Source organism: Mucilaginibacter sp. PPCGB 2223, assembly GCF_001705515.1.
Lineage (GTDB): Bacteria > Bacteroidota > Bacteroidia > Sphingobacteriales > Sphingobacteriaceae > Mucilaginibacter.
Map to the genome: position 1 here is coordinate 13,700 of NZ_MDJS01000004.1, position 18,569 is coordinate 32,268.

General features: G+C 45.5%; 16 protein-coding genes. 6 read left to right on the forward strand and 10 right to left on the reverse strand.

The window, feature by feature from the left end:
* Nucleotides 1-33 precede the first annotated feature (33 nt).
* Nucleotides 34-1,086, forward strand: coding sequence for a proline iminopeptidase-family hydrolase (locus BEL04_RS18425; protein ID WP_066006281.1), 1,053 nt, complete (start codon nt 34-36; stop codon nt 1,084-1,086).
* A gap of 159 nt (nt 1,087-1,245) precedes the next feature.
* On the opposite strand, the gene BEL04_RS18430 is transcribed toward BEL04_RS18425, so the two are convergent.
* The 3 genes from BEL04_RS18430 to eno all read right to left on the reverse strand — a co-directional run bounded on the left by BEL04_RS18430 (nt 1,246) and on the right by eno (nt 3,578).
* Nucleotides 1,246-1,635 carry a hypothetical protein gene (locus BEL04_RS18430; RefSeq protein WP_175404112.1) on the reverse strand — a complete coding sequence of 130 codons (390 nt, stop codon included), beginning with the start codon at nt 1,633-1,635 and terminating at the stop codon, nt 1,246-1,248.
* Between the two features lie 5 nt (nt 1,636-1,640).
* Complete coding sequence (locus BEL04_RS18435) at nt 1,641-2,177, reverse strand: hypothetical protein (RefSeq protein ID WP_066006283.1); 537 nt, start codon at nt 2,175-2,177, stop codon at nt 1,641-1,643.
* A gap of 105 nt (nt 2,178-2,282) precedes the next feature.
* On the reverse strand, nt 2,283-3,578 hold the full coding sequence (gene eno, locus BEL04_RS18440) for a phosphopyruvate hydratase (RefSeq protein WP_066006284.1): 1,296 nt from the start codon (nt 3,576-3,578) through the stop codon (nt 2,283-2,285).
* Nucleotides 3,579-3,810: 232 nt separating this feature from the next.
* Here eno and BEL04_RS18445 point away from each other — a divergent pair, with 232 nt between their 5' ends.
* Nucleotides 3,811-4,359 (forward strand): 2OG-Fe(II) oxygenase, encoded by a 549-nt coding sequence (locus BEL04_RS18445; protein WP_066006285.1) that lies wholly within the window; start codon nt 3,811-3,813, stop codon nt 4,357-4,359.
* A 178-nt stretch (nt 4,360-4,537) separates the two neighbouring features.
* Here the strand turns inward: BEL04_RS18445 and BEL04_RS18450 are convergent, their stop codons facing one another.
* From BEL04_RS18450 to BEL04_RS18460, 3 genes are all read right to left on the reverse strand, one after another.
* Nucleotides 4,538-5,395: a hypothetical protein gene (locus BEL04_RS18450; protein ID WP_066006286.1), complete on the reverse strand. Its 858-nt coding sequence runs from the start codon at nt 5,393-5,395 to the stop codon at nt 4,538-4,540.
* A gap of 3 nt (nt 5,396-5,398) precedes the next feature.
* Nucleotides 5,399-6,535 (reverse strand): ABC transporter permease, encoded by a 1,137-nt coding sequence (locus BEL04_RS18455; RefSeq protein ID WP_066006287.1) that lies wholly within the window; start codon nt 6,533-6,535, stop codon nt 5,399-5,401.
* A 73-nt stretch (nt 6,536-6,608) separates the two neighbouring features.
* Nucleotides 6,609-7,376 (reverse strand): ABC transporter ATP-binding protein, encoded by a 768-nt coding sequence (locus BEL04_RS18460; protein ID WP_066007259.1) that lies wholly within the window; start codon nt 7,374-7,376, stop codon nt 6,609-6,611.
* A gap of 160 nt (nt 7,377-7,536) precedes the next feature.
* Between BEL04_RS18460 and BEL04_RS18465 the strand changes: the two genes are divergently transcribed.
* A complete protein-coding gene (locus BEL04_RS18465; RefSeq protein WP_066006288.1) occupies nt 7,537-7,755 on the forward strand; it encodes a hypothetical protein in 219 nt (72 codons plus the stop codon).
* Between the two features lie 149 nt (nt 7,756-7,904).
* Nucleotides 7,905-8,129 (forward strand): hypothetical protein, encoded by a 225-nt coding sequence (locus BEL04_RS18470; RefSeq protein ID WP_066006289.1) that lies wholly within the window; start codon nt 7,905-7,907, stop codon nt 8,127-8,129.
* Nucleotides 8,130-8,146: 17 nt separating this feature from the next.
* Here BEL04_RS18470 and BEL04_RS18475 read toward each other — a convergent pair whose 3' ends face one another.
* A complete protein-coding gene (locus BEL04_RS18475; RefSeq protein ID WP_066006290.1) occupies nt 8,147-8,641 on the reverse strand; it encodes a YcxB family protein in 495 nt (164 codons plus the stop codon).
* 123 nt (nt 8,642-8,764) lie between these two features.
* Here BEL04_RS18475 and BEL04_RS18480 point away from each other — a divergent pair, with 123 nt between their 5' ends.
* Nucleotides 8,765-9,148: a VOC family protein gene (locus tag BEL04_RS18480; RefSeq protein ID WP_066006291.1), complete on the forward strand. Its 384-nt coding sequence runs from the start codon at nt 8,765-8,767 to the stop codon at nt 9,146-9,148.
* A gap of 61 nt (nt 9,149-9,209) precedes the next feature.
* On the forward strand, nt 9,210-9,929 hold the full coding sequence (locus BEL04_RS18485; RefSeq protein WP_066006292.1) for a head GIN domain-containing protein: 720 nt from the start codon (nt 9,210-9,212) through the stop codon (nt 9,927-9,929).
* A 53-nt stretch (nt 9,930-9,982) separates the two neighbouring features.
* Here BEL04_RS18485 and BEL04_RS18490 read toward each other — a convergent pair whose 3' ends face one another.
* The 3 genes from BEL04_RS18490 to ruvA form a co-directional block, all read right to left on the reverse strand.
* Nucleotides 9,983-10,366: a hypothetical protein gene (locus BEL04_RS18490; RefSeq protein ID WP_066006293.1), complete on the reverse strand. Its 384-nt coding sequence runs from the start codon at nt 10,364-10,366 to the stop codon at nt 9,983-9,985.
* Nucleotides 10,367-10,579: 213 nt separating this feature from the next.
* Nucleotides 10,580-17,644 carry a cell surface protein SprA gene (sprA, locus tag BEL04_RS18495; protein ID WP_139113106.1) on the reverse strand — a complete coding sequence of 2,355 codons (7,065 nt, stop codon included), beginning with the start codon at nt 17,642-17,644 and terminating at the stop codon, nt 10,580-10,582.
* A gap of 26 nt (nt 17,645-17,670) precedes the next feature.
* Nucleotides 17,671-18,255: a Holliday junction branch migration protein RuvA gene (gene ruvA / locus BEL04_RS18500; RefSeq protein WP_066006294.1), complete on the reverse strand. Its 585-nt coding sequence runs from the start codon at nt 18,253-18,255 to the stop codon at nt 17,671-17,673.
* Nucleotides 18,256-18,569 lie beyond the last annotated feature (314 nt).

The window sequence follows — 18,569 nt, forward strand, 5'->3', positions numbered from 1 at the left end:
TAAATGTTTGTATATTAGATAAAAACCAAAACTATGACCAAACATTTCCCAAAACTTTTACTGTTTATATTACTTATCGGATATTACTCCTGTAAAAGTCCTTCGGGCCAAAGCACAAGCACTTTAGCAGATTATTTTAAAGACAGCAGCGCCATACCGCGCACCGGCGGCATACAGATTATCCCGATAACCACCCCAAAGGGCAAGTTTAACATCTGGACAAAAAAGATCGGCAATAACCCAAAGATCAAGTTGTTATTATTAAACGGTGGCCCGGGCGCAACGCACGAGTATTTTGAATGCATGGAAAGCTATTTACCTGCTGAGGGTATCGAGATGATCTATTACGATCAGTTAGGCTGCGGCAATTCGGATAACCCGAAAGACACCTCCATGTGGGAACTGCCCCGCTTTGTGGAAGAAGTGGAGCAGGTTCGCCAGGCGCTTAAGCTGGATAGTACCAATTTTTACCTGTTGGGCCATTCATGGGGTGGCATACTGGCTATGGAGTACGCGCTGAAATATCAAAAGAACCTGAAAGGGCTGATCATCTCCAACATGATGTCGAGCTGCCCCGATTATGGTAAATACGGTGAAGAGGTACTGGCTAAACAATTCGACCCTAAAGTATTGGCACGCATCCGCGAGATAGAAGCCAAAAAGGATTTCGACAACCCCGAGTATATGCAACTGCTGATGCCTAACTTCTACGCCAAACACATCTGCCGCTTCCCGGTAGATCAATGGCCCGAGCCGGTGAACCGTTCGCTGGGTAAACTCAACCATTCGCTATATGTAACCATGCAGGGCCCAAGCGAGTTCGGCATCGGCGGTAACCTCACCAACTGGGACCGCAAGGCACAACTCAAAAACATTACCGTACCGGCACTGAGCATCGGCGCGCAATATGATACTATGGACCCTAAACACATGCAATGGATGGCAACCCAGTTTAAAAACGGCAGCTACCTGTATTGCCCCAACGGCAGCCACATGGCCATGTACGATGATCAGCTGACTTATATGAGCGGGTTAATTAAGTTTATTAAAGGTGTTGATGCAGGCGAGAAGAGTGTGAAGTTGTGAAAATATCCACTCTTGTCATTTCGAACGAGGTACGAGAGAGAAATCTTCTGCGACAAGCAAAGTCTTCGATCTGCAAAGTTCGCGGGCATAGCGTAGAAGATTTCTCGTCGCTGCGCTCGCTCGAAATGACAACTTGATATATAAAACAAAAGCCCGGGTTTAATTATATTTTTTGTAAAATGCCACCTTGGCTAACGAATCCAATTCTTTATCTACCTTAACTGATTGTAGCTCCCTACGGTTAACAATGCTATATGCATAAATCCCGATATCCTGACTATTTAAAATGATAGTATCATTTACCGGGTGCCAGGCAACTGCCCACTTGGAATAATCAGAAGCACCTGTTTGGAGAGAAGTTAATAATTGCCCTTGTATGTTATAAAGCTTAAGCCGCACGCATCTCCACTTCTTTTTGTCTTTAGTGTCCTCATTAATGTGGCATTTCAGAATGTAATGCTTTCCAGGTAAAATAAGCTCGTCTACAGTACGCGGTTCACAGCCAGCAATGGTCATTATAAGAAGTAAACAGCATGAAACTTTATTCATTATTTTTAGTTGATCGTAGTCAGGTACGACTGTATTATCTCATTCCATTTTTGGAGTTCTTTCATAAGATTCATTTTGAGGACCGAGAGCTCATTAACTACCTCCTCTTTATCTTTCTCCCAGTCGTGACATGCTTCAAAGTCCCTATACTCATGGAACGCCCCATAAACACGCTCGAAAAGGATGCTATCATAAACAAAATTCTTTGTCTCGGCATAAAAATCAAAATAACTTATCGCCCGGTATATGATTTCATAAACACCGCTTATCAATTCACGTTTTCCTTCAATAATTTCTTCAGCCAAGGCTTTTGCATATTCAATTGCTGCTTTCCGTTTGCTGGGCATTTCAATAGATAGTTCATACAATGCAGCGTTGAGATATTGCTGTATTACAAAAGCGTTCTCGCCTTCGAGTCCCGCCAAAATACAGAGCGACGGCGAATCATAACCTGTTTCAAGTGCCCAATATGCTATTTGAGGTATTTGACTGATAGTTAAATTCCCCGCTATATATTTTGCTATTAGCTGTTTAAAGTCCATTATCTAAACTTACAAATTCTGCTCTACAAAAAAAGCCCCGCAATCTCTTGCAGGGCTTCTCAAATATTCAAAAAGCTTTAGCCTTTATATTTTCAGCTCAACAGCTTACTTTTTAGCGTATTTAAAGTTTTTACCGATGAACTTTGCGTTCTCGCCTAATTCTTCTTCGATGCGCAGCAACTGGTTATATTTAGCGATCCTGTCCGAGCGTGAAGCCGAACCGGTTTTGATCTGGCCGCAATTTAACGCTACAGCTAAATCGGCTATGGTAGCGTCCTCAGTTTCGCCCGAGCGGTGGCTCATTACCGAAGTGTAGCCATGGGTCTGCGCTAAAGTAACCGCATCGATAGTTTCGGTTAAGCTGCCTATCTGGTTTACTTTTACCAGGATAGAGTTGGCAGTGTCGTTGTCAATACCCTGCTGCAGGCGTTTTACGTTGGTTACAAATAAATCGTCGCCAACCAATTGTACTTTATCGCCGATTTTTTCGGTCAGTAATTTCCAGCCGGCCCAGTCGTCCTCGGCCATACCGTCTTCGATCGAGATAACCGGGTATTTAGCAACCAGCGAGGCCAGGTAATCGGCCTGCTCGGCGCTGGTGCGGATAGCGCCTTTATCACCTTCAAATTTGGTATAGTCGTATTTACCGTCTTTGTAAAACTCAGATGAAGCACAGTCGAACGCAATGCAGATATCAACGCCCGGTTTGTAACCTGCTTTTTCGATCGCTTTTAAAATGGTTTCAACACCATCTTCGGTACCTTCAAAAGTTGGTGCAAAACCGCCTTCGTCGCCCACTGCGGTCGACAGACCGCGATCATGTAATATCTTTTTCAGGTTGTGGAACACTTCGGTACCCCAGCGCAGCGCTTCGCTGAACGAAGGCGCGCCAACCGGCATGATCATAAACTCCTGGAACGCGATAGGCGCGTCAGAGTGCGAGCCACCGTTCACAATGTTCATCATCGGGATAGGCAAAGTGTTGGCATTAACGCCGCCAATGTAGCGGTACAATGGCTGGCGGCTTTCCTGCGCGGCAGCTTTGGCTACAGCCAGCGATACGCCCAGGATGGCATTGGCGCCGAGCTTACCTTTATTTTCCGAACCGTCGAGTTTGATCATCAGCTTATCGATAGCGTTTTGCTCGAAAACATCCAGGCCTTTCAGTTCTTTGGCAATTATATCGTTCACGTTGGCAACGGCTTTTAAAACACCTTTACCCATGTATACTGCCTTGTCGTTATCACGCAGCTCAACAGCTTCGTGCACACCTGTCGATGCCCCCGATGGTACAGCAGCGCGGCCAAGGGCACCGTTTTCGGTTAAAACTTCAACTTCAATGGTCGGGTTGCCTCGCGAGTCGAGTATCTGGCGGGCGTGAACGTCGATTATAATGCTCATAATATATGTTATCGGTTAAGGAAATTCAAAAAACAAATTGACTTTTACGGGCGCTAAATTAGCAAAAAAATGCAATTAAAATACCCGAAACCCAAATGATAACAATTTTTTTGTGTACAATTTACACTAAGGGAATTTTGAAGGATTTCGGATGTCGGATTTGTCATTTCGAATTTATTTTTTCTTCTAAAACGTACATTTCTTCATATATTCAATACCAAAGTACATCATTATGCAACTGCACACACTTACTAGTAACATTTTTATTGTTAACGACTTTTGGTCGCCAAAGCAATGCGAAGACTTTATTGTGAAGAGCGAGGCTATCGGCTACGAGCCCGCAACTATCCAAACAGACATGGGCACGAGGCTTGTTACCACAGTTCGTAATAACAACCGTGTTATTTATAAAGACCACCAGCTTGCCGATACTCTTTGGCAGCAAATAGAGCCATTTGCCCCGTCACAGGTTGGCCATAGTAAGTCCATCGGGTTAAATGAACTTTTCCGGTTTTACAGGTACGAGCCGGGGCAAAAATTTAGGCGGCACAGGGATCAAAGTTATATCCGGAACGATGCCGAGGCGAGCTACTATACGCTGATGATCTATCTGAATGAAAACTTCGAAGGCGGAGAAACGACTTTTAACGACCTGACCGTGCAACCCAAGCAAGGCTCAGCACTTGTATTTCTGCACAGCTTAGAGCACGAAGGTTCGGCTGTAACTCAAGGAATAAAGTATGTTCTACGGACGGATATTATGTTCCGGCTTGAAACTTAGTCTTCGTATAGAGAGTGCTGACACGAGATTTGGGGTATATAAATTCGAAATTGGACTTCGAAACGGCGAAGCCCTCTTGAGTTCCTTGAAAAAACAAATAATAGCTAAAAATCCAAAATCAAACAGGGCGGTCCCCTACGGGCCGACATCCAGCTATTTACAATAACTACTTACCATTTCACTGCACCGTCAACGCCCAGCTTTCCCTGATGCTGCCTATTTTGCGTGCCTGAATGGCCAGTTCTTCCAGTGCATATTGCGGGATATATTTTAACGATGACAACTGCCTAAAAACCGGATCTGCCTTTTTAAACAGTTTCAGTCCTTGTCCGGCAAAAAAAGCCTCGGCCTGCTCATAGCTGTCAAACTTCTTCTCCTCAATTTTATGCGACTCTAAAAAATGGCTAAACTGGTCGTTTTTTGAAATGGCGTAATCCTTTTTGATATAGATATCCGCAGTTATCCAGTAACCGCCCCGCTGGTTCAATACTTTTCGGATGATGCGGCAGAGTTGTATTTTCTCGGCAGTATCCAGGTACATCAGCAAACCTTCATTAACAATGTTAACCGGCCCGGCAGGTAATCTGGCAATGGTGTTGATAAAACTTTCCTCATCCAGCACATTCAACGGCATTAGCATAAGTTCACCTTTCAGGTTAAGCGACTGTTCGGTAACCAACTGATCGATCAAACTGCTTTTGGTTTCTATAACGCCCGGCAAATCGGTATCAACATAAGTTACATCCTGGTTAGTGATCGCCATCTGCAAGCCACGAAAAGAAAAGCCCGACGACATCTCCAAAATATTACGGCCACCTAAATTCTCCAGTAAATTATTTATCGATTTATAACGTGCCTCAAAGTGGATAAGCCGCTTTAAAAAAGTCTCGTCTGTTTCATTATTCTTATCCAGCGTAGTTGATGCCGGCCCATCCCAAATTATCTTTGCAGCATCGGCTGCAAAAGGTATATCCGTCAGACTCTTCATCAGCAAAAGACCCTTGGCCGACGGACTGATGGAACTGTAATCGCGCATTGCTTACTCCCACTTAAATGTTTTAACCGCTACGGCGTAAATACCCACAAACCAGATACCCAATATCAGCAACTGGTGCGTCACATCGCCCAAGCCGGCGCCTTCAAAGGCAACCTCGCGCATGGCAGTATTTAAATAAGTTAAAGGCAGTATTTTACTGATGGATTGCAGCCACAAAGGGAAATTACTGGTCGAAAAAAAAGTACCCGACAGTAAGAATTGTGGCATGGTAATAATATTCGATATCGGCGGTATACTGCTTTCGTTTTTGGCAATACCCGATATCACAAAGCCGAAACCCATAAATATAATGAGCCCGATTGCCGCCAGCACCAACATGTTGAGTACTGTTATCACACCGTGTATCAGCGTAAAGCCAAAAGCATAATGCCCAACCAATATAATAAACACGGCCCCCAGTAACGAGAATACCAAACGTGCCAGCATTTCGCCTAAAACAATGCTGTATTTTTTAACGGGTGTGGCAAAAAAGCGCTTAATAACTAAGGTTATCCGCAAGCTTAAAAATACAAACGCAGTGCCAAAAACACCACTGCTCAACAATGAGAAGCCCAGCATGCCTGGTAGTAAAAAATCAATGTATTTATATTTGCGGCCGGTAATAGTTGTTTCGTGTACTTCGGCAACAGAGGTGGCAGATGGGTTGGCCACCTTTTCAATTTCGTACATAATATTACTCAGTATCGACTTGAAAATTGCCCCGCTTCTTGCCGAAGAATTGGAATATTTTACATTTAATGTAGTATGCGATTGAGGTAAGCCTGGAACAGGCGGCATTACGGTCCAGTCATCACCGCTTTTCTTTATATCGATAATTGCGGCAACATCGCCTCGCGACAGGCTGATATTCATTTGCTCGGTTGATTGGTTAGTGATCAGATTTATAACCTGAGCCTTTTTCAGAGCCATGTAAACAATGTTGTTTGTATCGCAGCCTTTTGCAACGGCTACGTCAACAGATCCGCCATTACCACCAATGTTGGCAAAAACAACAATAAATATCAATGGGAAAGCCAAACTGAATACCACCGCCGAAGGGCTGCGTAAAATTGCGCGAAAACTCGCCTTGGCAATAGCCATTGTTGCCCTGAAATTACTATATGGTTGTTGCTGGTTCATTAGTTAATTGGTAAAATTAGTTCATTAGTTTTTTGTTCTGGCTCTTGATTCTTGCTTCCTGGGTCTTTGCAGTTTAAGATTCTGCCCTCAGATCCTTACCTGTTTTAGCGATAAACACATCCTCCAGGTTAGCCAGTTTCACTTCCTTTTTGCGTTCAAAGCCTGAAGCTACCAGTTCATCGATAAAGGCATCAGGGGTATTGATACCGATCACGTTGCCGCCATCCACAAAAGCTACACGGTCGCAAAGTACCTCGGCTTCATCCATGTAATGGGTAGTAATCACTACCGTGGTACCGTTAGCGCGAATCTCTCTGATCAAATCCCACAGGTTACGGCGCGCCTGCGGGTCGAGGCCGGTAGTAGGCTCATCTAAAAACACAATCCGAGGGTTATTGATGAGTGTGGTTGCAATAGAGAAGCGTTGCTTCTGCCCGCCCGATAATTCCTTGTATTTTGCTTTAGCCTTATCGTTCAACCCTACTTTTTTAAGCATATCGGCAGCACTTACTTTTATCCCGTAAAGGCCGCTGAATAGCTCGATCAGTTCGGTTAGGTTTAGGTTAGGATAATATCCCGCCGCCTGCAATTGTACACCGATACGTTTTTTAATGCTGTCGGCATCGGTATCGATATCAAAGCCATCTACCATTACTTCGCCCGAAGTTTTGTCGCGCAGGGTTTCAATAATCTCGAGCGTGGTGGTTTTACCAGCGCCGTTAGGGCCGAGCAGGCCAAATATTTCGCCTTCGTAAACTTCAAAATCGATACCCTTAACGGCGGTAAAATCGCCGTACTTTTTAACCAGGTTTTTTACTGTAATAATAGGTTTGTCTGCCATGCCGTAAACATCGTATACTTTGCGCAAATATCTATGAATTTTTCGGTGAACGGCGGCTTTTTTTAGGTAAAAGGTTTGTTGAAGAATAGTGAAGTAAAAAAGCACGGCATCTTTTAAGCCCGCGGCCAAAACAATTTTCACGCCCGGCCATTATACCATTATGAACAAAGCTATCGGATTGGCGTTGATCGTCCTCGGCCTGATGATGCTGGTATGGACGGGGTTTACTTACACCAAAAAAGAAAAAGTAATTGATGCCGGGCCGATACAGATATCTGCCGACAGGCAAAAAACGGTAACATGGCCGCCATACGTTGGTGGGTTTTTACTCTTAGGCGGTATAGTTATCATTATTACATCGCGCAAGCAGAACGCCTGAATTATCCACCACATTACTTAGCTATAATATTACAATATTCTCTTCGTTTAATAAAAATTCAACGTATAATTTACGCTGATTGCTTATTATTATAAATGATATTTGTACCTTAAGCCAAACCTATTTTTCTACCTGTTTTTTGCTGATGTATGAATAAAGCTGCCGGTATAATACTGATCACTACAGGTATCGTATTGATGATATGGGCGGGGTTTGCTTCCCGTCCTACCGAAAAAGCTAAAAAAAAGAATATTACAGAAGTATATGAGGATGCCGATGGGTACATCAACTGGCCCTTATATACAGGCGGCTTTTTATTGGTTGGCGGTATCACCATCATGGTCATGTCAAAAAAGGACGACGCGATCTGGTAACACCCCGGCAGGATAAATTAAAAATTTCTCTTAGCTACTTTTTCTTTTACCAGGTTTTCAAACTGATTTAAGCTCTGTTCATTTTCAAAATCGGCCATCGGTAAATAAAAAAAGTTCCGGCTGTTCGAGCTGAATAATATAAAATCGGCTTTACGTTTGATGGCTTTGTTAATATTTACCCAACCTGTTTCCATCCTGATCGTTTCTCCGGTAAGTTTAATCCCCTCAGCCGAAAACTCGTAGCTTTTAGGCTCGTGCATAGCCGTTATTTTTTTATACTGCCTTTTTGCGCTAAAATAAATCAACAAGGGGAACGTAAGCGTAAATAAGGTGTAGAAGATGGCCAGGTAGGTGTAGGTATGATCGCCATCCCGGCTGATGATGGAAAGTACGATCATCACAATAATGAGCAATAGCATAAACCAGATTACCTTGCGCCTCAGCAGCATGTACAGGTTTACGTTGTAATAGGGTTTAAAACCCAGCTGTGTGTTTAAAATCAGGGGTTGCATTGTTAGTTTTTTAATTAGGGAAACCGACCTAAGATAAAATTATTTTGCATCCCATGCAATTATAAAATCATTATCTTTAGCCTGTTAACCTAATTAACACTACACGATTAAACCTGAATACTGATGGAGATACTTCCACATGCGCTTAACTGGTTTGAGATACCGGTAACGGATTTCGAACGCGCCAAAAAGTTTTACAGCGCCATTTATGACTATGAAATGCCCGAACAGCAATTCGGACCTAACCGCATGGGTTTCTTATTGTTCGAACGCAATAAAGGCGGCATAGGAGGTGCCATTGTTAAGGGAGAAAACTATGTACCATCAGCTAACGGCGCGCGCATTTATCTGGCAGGCGGTAACGATTTGAGCGTAGTCCTCGATCGTGTTGAGAAAAGCGGCGGCAAGATTGTTTTCCCAAAAATACTGATCGGACCGGGCCTTGGATATATGGCCTATATTAACGATACCGAAGGTAACATGCTGGGTTTATTTTCGCCGCATTAAAAAAATACTGTAACCTTATTTAAATTGCATCGTCTTTGTATAAAAAAAAGACGATACGATTATGAAAAACCAATTGACCAGATTCTTTATCGTGGCTGTTGTACTGTTTACATCGGTGCAAATGGCTTTTAGCAAAAACTTTGCAGATCAAACCCGCCCGGTTTCGGGATTTACCGGCATCGCCTCATCGGGTGCTTTTCATGTTTATGTAAAGATTGACGGTACCGAAAGCGTGAAAGTAAGCGCCGACGATGCCATCATCGATAAAATTGAAACCGTTGTAGAAGGCGGAACCCTGAAAATACGCTTCAAACGCGACTGGAAATGGAATGACCACGACAACAAAAAAGCGGATATTTATGTATCAGCTAAGTCATTATCTTCACTCGTAAACAGCGGCTCTGGAAGCATTAAGGTTGAGGGCGCTATCAGCGCGGCAACTTTTAAGGTTGTTTTAAGCGGCTCGGGAAGTATTACTACTGCTTCGGTGAAAGCTGATAAGATCGACGGCGCCATCAGTGGTTCGGGAAGTGTCAGTATCAATGGCGGCAACACCGCCGATGCCCATATCACCATCTCCGGCTCTGGTAGTTTTGATGCCAAAGGGGTAAAAACCCAGACGACCAAAGTAACCATATCCGGTTCGGGCAATGTCTATATCGGCGCCGAAAAAGAACTATCAGCCAGCCTCATCGGCTCGGGCTCGGTACGTTATACCGGCAACGCCGAAGTACATACCACAAAACTGGGCTCGGGCTCGGTTACCAAGGCAAACTACTGAAAAAGCTGTAGGCACGAAGCCGGGAATTGATAAGCTCAATTCCCGGCTTTTTGTTATTCGGCTACATCAACTTTAACAAAGGTTGGCTTGTTGAATTGCGCCTTGTTGCGGAGTTTGAAAAACACGGTCAGGTTTAAAAAGTGCATAGCGCCGAGTATCAGGATTATCCAGCCCAATTTGTGGCTCAGTACTTCTAATACTACCTGCGGATCGCCTATCTTATCTTCTTCTTTCATAGCTAAGCTCATATAGCCGATGTTCACCAGGTAAAAGCCTACTACCAGCAAACGGTTAACAGAATCGGCCAGTTGCGTATTGCCGTGAAAAATATCGACCAGGAAGATCCGGCCGTTCTTAAATAAAACTTTGGCTACCCAAATAGTCAATGCAATGCTGATGGCCAGGTAAAATACATAAGTCCAGATAAAGTAGTTCATGATGTTTGATTTTAGTTGTTAGTAAATATTGTATTTTCAATAAATTATGAAATATAAGATTAAAAAAGATGGACCAGCTCTCAGATCCACATCACAAAGGTAGAACAATTTTTAAACTTTCAAAAATTATTGAAAATAAAAAATACAAATAGCACTTCTTCCTATTTTTCTATAAAACCAATGATCAAATGACCAATGGCTCAATGATTAAATCTACTGCAACAACAATTTCAAACTAAAGCCAAAATTGGCGAATGAGGTTTCGAAGGCCTGCGAGGTATACGGTTTGGTGATAGTCGAATCGTAGAACAGGCGCATGGTAAAGCGTTTGTTAAGCGCATAATCAACCGAAGGCCTTACGGCGATATTTTGTGAGCCCGATGATACCTCGGCGCCGGTCACATCGGCCCGGTAGATCAGTGTTTTGGTATCGTTGATCGAAAAATCGAGCTTGAAGTTCATATCGTTATTCAGCTGCAGATCCTGGAACAGGCCGAACGGAAACCTGAAATGCGTGGTGTGGTAACCGAACCCGAACACCAGGTTACTTTCGTTTTGTAAGCCCAGCTGACTGTTGGATAAACTGAGGCTGATGCTGCGGCTTTGCCTGTACTCAATATTTGCAGTCATGGTGTTGTGGAAACGCAGATCGACACCGAGCAAGGGTACAAACTGCTCAAATATCGCTATCTGCGAAAACTGGTAATATGGCAAAAAGTCGCCATTCACATCGCGCGAGTTAACTGCCCCGTTAGCCTCGGTATATTGCTGCAGCGTGTTAAAACCGTTGATATTATAGCTCGAACGGTAGCCGTGCCTCAACTCAACCGCATCGAAAATATCAGCCAGGAACGGTAAATGCCCAAGGCCGCGATAACTGATATCCCAGTTTGGGATCGGGATATCGGGGAAGCCGCTTAACGACGAACCGTTTGCATTTTTGCCAGTGTACGCAGCCAGGAAAGAAGCCACCAATACATTCTGCGAATTGGACCCGTACCCATCGGCATAACCATTGGTGATCAGGCCTGAGGAATTGGGATTAAGCTTACCTAAGCGCTGCGATATAATGGTGCGGTTATCCAGGAATTTTTGAAAAGTTGCCGAAGTGTTATCAATGCCTGTTGGTTTTGAAAAAGCCGTGGCCAAAGTAAGGTACGATATCGTATAATCGCCGCTGGTTAACGGGCTCAGGTTTTGAAAACTGTTGGTGCTGGCCAGGTATTTAAAGTTGGTCTGGTAGTTCAGATCGCGGGTTTTGGTTGCCAGTAACGTAATCTGCAAATCGCGGAAAGGCTCGATCGTAGCTTTAAAATCCATGTGCTCCATCAGCGAGGTAACATATAGTTGGTTTTGCAGGGTATCTTTGGTTATCCAGCCGTTGGCCAATGCCCTGGCCCTGATATCGGCCTGGCTACCCAGCAGGAAGCCTATACCCGGTGCATTATAGTTAGGGTCGGCGCCGTACCAGTTAGTGCCTGGCAAATATCCCGGCAGGAAGGTGCTTTCGGTACGGGTGTAGGTGCCTGTTACATTTTTTACACTGGTCAGCATCCCCAAAAAGAAATTACCTACCCCTCCAGTACTGTTAGGGTCGCCGGCTTTGCGCAAAAAGCGCATCTTATTATACAGCGATACCAGGTTAAGGCTTGGGTTGAGTTGAATTGTCCGCGAGTTTTGAATGCTGTTACCTACGTTAAAGGCCGGGTCGGTTAAGGCGAACTCGGGCGCAGTCTTCCACTCGAACCGGGTACTGTAGCGCGATGCGAGGGCCATCCAGTCCATTCCAGGTATTTTACTCAGCGGTACATTATAGGTCAGGTTCAGGTTATGCCCGTAATCGGTCGTACGGCCCAGCGACTTCAGGTTGTTCCACAAAGTATCTTTTTTCAACCCATTGATACGCCCGGCAGGCTCGTCAACCACCGCAAGGTTGGTCGCATCGATATCCAGCGTCATAGATTTCGACAGATTCCAGCTGATGCCATAAACCCGGGTGATCAGAAAATTTTTGTTGAATGATGTGAGCGGGTTGCTGCCATCCGGGTTGAGCGGAATGGAGTTGTTCGGATCGTTATTCCTCAACGTATTTTCCGAATAAAACCTGTTTAAGTTTATGCTGAAGTTAAGGCGCGATGGTAACAAGCTAAAGTTGAAATCGCGGAAAAGCGCCAGCATATTGTTTTTGATGATCTTTTGGAATGGCGAATAATATTTAGGCTGGTTACTGTAGTTATAAGCCAGTGTAATGTTATAGGTTTTTTGCAACGCGTCGGCCACGGTGTAATCGTGATGATCTACCTCGGTATAGGCATAACTTGCGCTAAGGTTCTCCACGTCCCAAAGATGAGTTTTCGCAGCCGGGTCGGTTTTGGATTTATGAACGTTGGTCAGGTTGATGCTTTTACGTGTAGTTACGTCGACCGCTTCCGACTGTATCGCCGCCACCGAATCGCGGGCCTGTTTGGTGGTAGCCGCAGCCATTTCATCGGCCAGTTTCAAATCGGGTGCCGAAGGATCGTAAACCGGTGTGCTCGATTGCGATGAAACATCGATGTACAGCGGGATATGCAAACCTGTTTTAGCCGGGAAGAATTTGCCCAGCTCCATATTAGTTTGAATATCGTAATTGTGGCTCTCTGTGAGGGTTTGGTTACTCACCGTCTGATCGAGCGAGCCGAAACCGGCCGTGGTTTTGCTGCCCGATACCGTTACATCGGCAAAATCGGCGAGTTTAGCATTAAAGCGCCCGGTTGCTGCCCATCCGCCGCTTTGGTCAAAATCGGTTAAGCGCAGCTCATCAAACCAAACTATTGCGCTTTTATCGGTACCCGAAACAGCTATCGGGTTACGTACTCCCAGCATAATATCCGCCAGTTGGCTAATGTCGGGCTGGCCTTTGATAGTTACGCCGTTATAGGTAAAAGGCACGTTGATAGGCCATGGTTTACCGTTAAGCACTGCGTTGTTCCGTTTGATCTTGGCATCGGTAAAGCGCGACAGGTCGATATCCAGGTTATTCACGGTTGGCCATATGCCGCCCGCATCCGATGTACCGTTGGCAGTCACCTTCAACGGGATCGTATACTCGTAATAGTTATCTACATAATCAATACCCAGCCTGATGAAGGCGCTTACATCATTATCTTTCAGTATCTGTCCCGGCAGCGCTTCAGCGTGGATAAACATCTGGATATGTTTGTATTTACGCAGGTCGTTATTAAAAGTTTTAAAAGCTGCGCGCGAGTAACCGTTACGCAGGTTGGTTACCGTAACCGATAATGACTGTTCATTCAGTTGGGTATTGGTGGCCAGGTTATTATAGTCTTTTTGCCTTTGTATGCCCGGTGGCAGCACATAGGGTATCGGCGTACGGTTACCATTTTGCTCGATGTTTACCGTACCTACATTGAGGGTCGAATTATCAAGCGGCGGGTTAGGTATCGATGGGTCGGCAATTACATTGAGCGGGTTATTTTCGGCGTTAAATACGCGCCAGTCGCCGCGAACCAGTTGGATGGTAGCAAAACGCAGAACAGCAGTATCGGCAAAATTGGTGAGGAACATCCGGATAAAACCAATCGATTTAAAATCCTGAATGTTGCCAACTTTTGATTGATAGCCATTGATCGGGATGCGGAACTGGTACCAGTTTACATTCTGCGTGGTGCCGTTTGCCAGTTTAACCGATGCGGTGATCTTATCCGAAATAAAATTTTGCCCTACTACCAGATCTGTCGGCCGCATCGATACTTTGTATTGAAAATACTCGTCGGCCGTGCTCATGGTATTATCATGGCTGATATCCTCGCCGTCGGGTATCGAAGTCGAAGCCGAAGTTTGGATACCCAACTCTGCCTGCGACTGCTCCGACGTTTTGGAGTTACCTTCGGTGCCGTTGTATTTTTCGTAACGCTTGAGTATGCCGGCTTTTACGGCGTCCAGGTCGGGTGTACGGTAATACTGGAAATCATCGCCCGACGGATCGGCTGCAAAGGCGTTGCCCGCCTGCGTATTCAATGTCGCTTTCACCTGCTGTATAATGGTGGCATATTGTACGCGCTCATCAGCATCGTTCAAACCATCCAAACCGATATCCTGCAACTCGCGCGCGGTAGGGTCGTTATCAAACGAGGCAACTACGGGTTGCAGTTTAGGTACACGGCCCCAAACGGTTACGTCGACCTTGCTCAGATCGCCGTCAACGGGCAGGCCATTCTCCAGGCTTTTCCGGCCATCTTTTAAGATATCTTCGGATATGCTCCCGAGGTTAAAATACAGGTCGCCGCCGGCTGTAGGAGTTTTGTTATAGATAAAAGGATCCATCACCCAAAACTCGATGTACTGCACATTGAGCGCTTCGAAATTGGTCGTATTCAAACTGCGGAATATCCCGCCCCAGCGATTGCGTGGGTTTTGCAATGTACCATCAAGATTAAGCCCGGTGGTGGTAAAGTTATACGGGCCGCGCACATTAGGGTAAAAAGCCAGGTCGAGTGTGGGTATAGGCAGCGGCGAACCGGTGATGGATTGTTTATAAGGGAACACTTCCTGCTCAAAAACCTGCCTTACGTAATGATTTGATAGCTCCGTCGACGCATTATTTAAAGGCGGCGGACTGCCGTTATAAAATATCGGGTCGATGTTATAAAAAGCCAGCCTTGCGCGGTTGTAACCATAGCTCAGATCGTTACTCAGCTGCGACTCGGGGAATAACTGCGGCGTGCCCGATATCTGCCAGGTAGTCGCACTCTTGATATCGATGATGGAGCTTGTATTCTCAAAATCGTCCAGGTAGGATGTACCGTTGGCGCCTGCGAAGTTCAACGCGCTCGGGTGGCCGGGCACCAGTTTGGCAAACTCGGCATTAAACGTTACCGACGACGGCGCTTTGGTGGTGATAAATGGTATCTTATCCACCAAACGGGTCAGCATTCTCGAATCGGAGTGGTAATTGACATCGAACCCGTAAATGGTGTTGGATACCGGTTCATCGCCTATACTGATATTCTGCGTTAAAGGCTGCTCCGAAAGATGCATAATGGTAGCGCCCAGTTGTAATTTGTCGCTTACACGATAATCAAACCTCGAACCTAACAATGATTTCTGCTGCACACCGAACAAGGCGTTATTTTCCACATTGATGGTAATGGGTTGGCCCGACGCCAGTAAGGAGGAATTCAATATCCGTATACGGCCCGCGTTATAGTCGACAGTAAAATCCACACCTTCAACCAATTTCAGGTTCCCTGATGTTGCCACAACCGAACCCTGCGGGATGTTCACTGCATTAAGCTGGTATTCCGAGCCCGATTGCGAGGTGTATGTACCCTTGATGACAAAGCGGTTAAACTGCGGGAAGTATTGCTGTGCCGTTGTCTTGATCGAATCATACAGCGGCTGGTAAACATAGGTTTTGGCAATAGTAGCCTGCTCGGCAGGGGTAAATTTGGCATTCAGGTCGGAGCCAAAAGGTTCCAGCACCGGGAACATAATGCGCCCGTTCTGCGAGTCGATGGTGATGCCTTCCAGAAAGTCGAAATAACCGTCGGGTTGTTTCTGGCTCTGCTGGTTCAGGTTATCCAGGCCTGCCACCTGCAGCCAAAGTTTGCCTTTGATGTTCTGCCCTTCTTCCATTACCGGCTTCTCAATACCCGAAGCATTATCCAGGCGGGTAATGGTCATGTTGAAATTGTTCGGACTGATGCCAAAAGCGCCCAGCGTGTAGATGTTTTTCATCATCAGCTTCCATGTGGGCAGGCGTGGTTTCAATATCTCGTTCTTTAACAACTTGGTGTATAATACTTTGGCGTTAACCGGGTCGACAGGCACATCCGACGAGAACTCACCCACCTGGTACTGCACGCCGTTGTAGGTATACTGGTAAGCCACCGCCAGCACTTCGTTATTGTTGAGCGGATAGTTGAGCGAGATATAACCCAGTTGCGGGTGCAACGTGTACTCTTTGTTGGTGAGCTTACGCGCGTAAGTGAGCTTGGCGTAGTTATCGGTAGCGCCGCTGGCCTGGAAGTACGTAGCCACCGCGTTCGAGTTGGTTTGCCTGGCAGCGGCCGGCAGGTTGGCCAATAAGTTGTTCGATTGCTGGGTGAAAGTGCCCGGCGCACCGTTAAAACCGGCAGGCAAACCCGAAAAACCTGTCCCGCCTTGTATTAAAGTAGTATTATAAGGCTTGTTCTCACCTAAATCGAGGAAAGCCAGGATATCGCGCGAATCGGTGGTGTTGTTGCTGGTATTAGTCACCCAGACTTCAATTTTGGTGATATTGACATTCGAACTGATGATTGGGATATTAGCCAGCGCTTTATTATAATTATCGCGGAAGTATTGCGACAGGAAGTAGTGCTTGTTGGCCTCGTAATCCGAAGCCTGCAATTTAAACGGCCCGGTTTGCGACTGATTGGTAATGGTGATCTGCTGCGATTGCGAGCGCTGTTGCGACAGGATGCTCGTCCACTCCAGCTTACCAAACCTGAGCTTGGTCTTCACACCAAATAAAGCCTGGCTGCCGCGAATGAGCGTGGTGTTGAGCGGCATACTTACCGTCCCGGCCTCTATCTTCTGGATGATCTCGTCGGGCTTGCCGGTATAATCGAGTTTTACCTGGTTCTCAAACTGAAACTGGGCATCGGTATTGTAATTGGTATTGATCTTCAGTTTATCGCCGATGTTACCGGTGAGGTTCATCTGGATGTGCTGATCAAAATTGAAGTTATATTGTGTGCGCTGCGTGGTATTGAACAACGGGTTCTGGTTCTTGTTGATCTGCCCGGCAAAGATCATTTCGGCCGAACCCTGCGGGCGGATATCGATCACATCGCTGCCGAATATCTTGGCAAAGGTTTGGCTGTGGACCTTGATCTGGGGGATAAAACCCGGCTGCTGCGATGCGTAAGCATAATTGTCGGCCAATTTGCGCCAGTAGGCTTTTTCGTCTAATTGTTGCTTTAGTGCAAGGTATTGCGAAAACGTAAGGTATTGCACAGGCCGGTATAACATATCACCAACCTTTTCGGTAAGAATATACCTGTTGGTAGCTGCATCGTACTCGATGGTACGCACCAGGTTTGGCGGGTCGGGCTGGAACAAGCCTTCGCGCGCCAGGTTATTATTTGTGGGATGAAGATTAAGCGGGTATTTTACCGACGATGTATCTTTATGCAAAACAGAACCAACCTGCGCAAAAAGCCTCGCGCCGCTGCACATCGCTGCAATAAATATAATGCTGAAAGCAAGCTTCCTGGTAAAATTATTGATCAACTGCTTTAGTAAATATTATTTCGTAATTATAAGCTTTTAAGCGCAACTTTTATTAATTGCTCAACAGTTAAACTATCATTCGACGACTTTATTGCCTGATCTATAACCTTCTCTGCATTATTTTTTACGAAGCCTAACATAACCAGCGCGGCCAGGGCTTCGTCTTTCACAGTATGGATAACCGGCATGGCGATCAGGGTATCAGGGCCGTCTTTTTTCAGCTTATCCTGCAACTCTAAAACCATACGTTGTGCCGACTTTGGCCCTATCCCTTTGATGCGCTGTATCAGCGGGACATCGCCTTTGATTATAGCAGCCTGGATTTCTGACGGAGTGATGGACGACAGGATCATGCGCCCGGTATTTGGCCCTATGCCCGATACGGATATCAGGTGCAAAAACAGCCTGCGCTCACCCTCATCAACAAACCCATACAACGTATGCGCATCCTCTTTTACGTGTAACCAGGTATAAAGTTTACAATTTTCGTTATCGCCTATACCCGAGTAGGTATTGAGGGATATATGTACATGATAGCCTACACCCCCGGCATCAATCACCACATAAGTAGGGCATTTAAAAGCCAGTTTACCACTAATATAAGCGTACATATTTGTTATAGAGTTACTTAAGTGTTACGATAGCTGCTATTAAAGCATCCGTAAATTACACAGAATAACTCAATTGCCCCATACCAAAATGTTAAATTTTAAGGGGTAGGTTTAGGTGAGAAATAAATGTAATAGTATCGAGTCGCAAGTATCAGGTATCAAGAACACATTTTTCAAGTCTTGCTACTTGATACTAAATACCTGCTACTAACAATCAGGGCGTTTCCCTACGGGTCGCGCTTTACGTTCATACTACACAAGGCCTTAGCCACGTGGCAGGTATCCGCTGCAATCGCTAACGCAGCCCTCCCAAT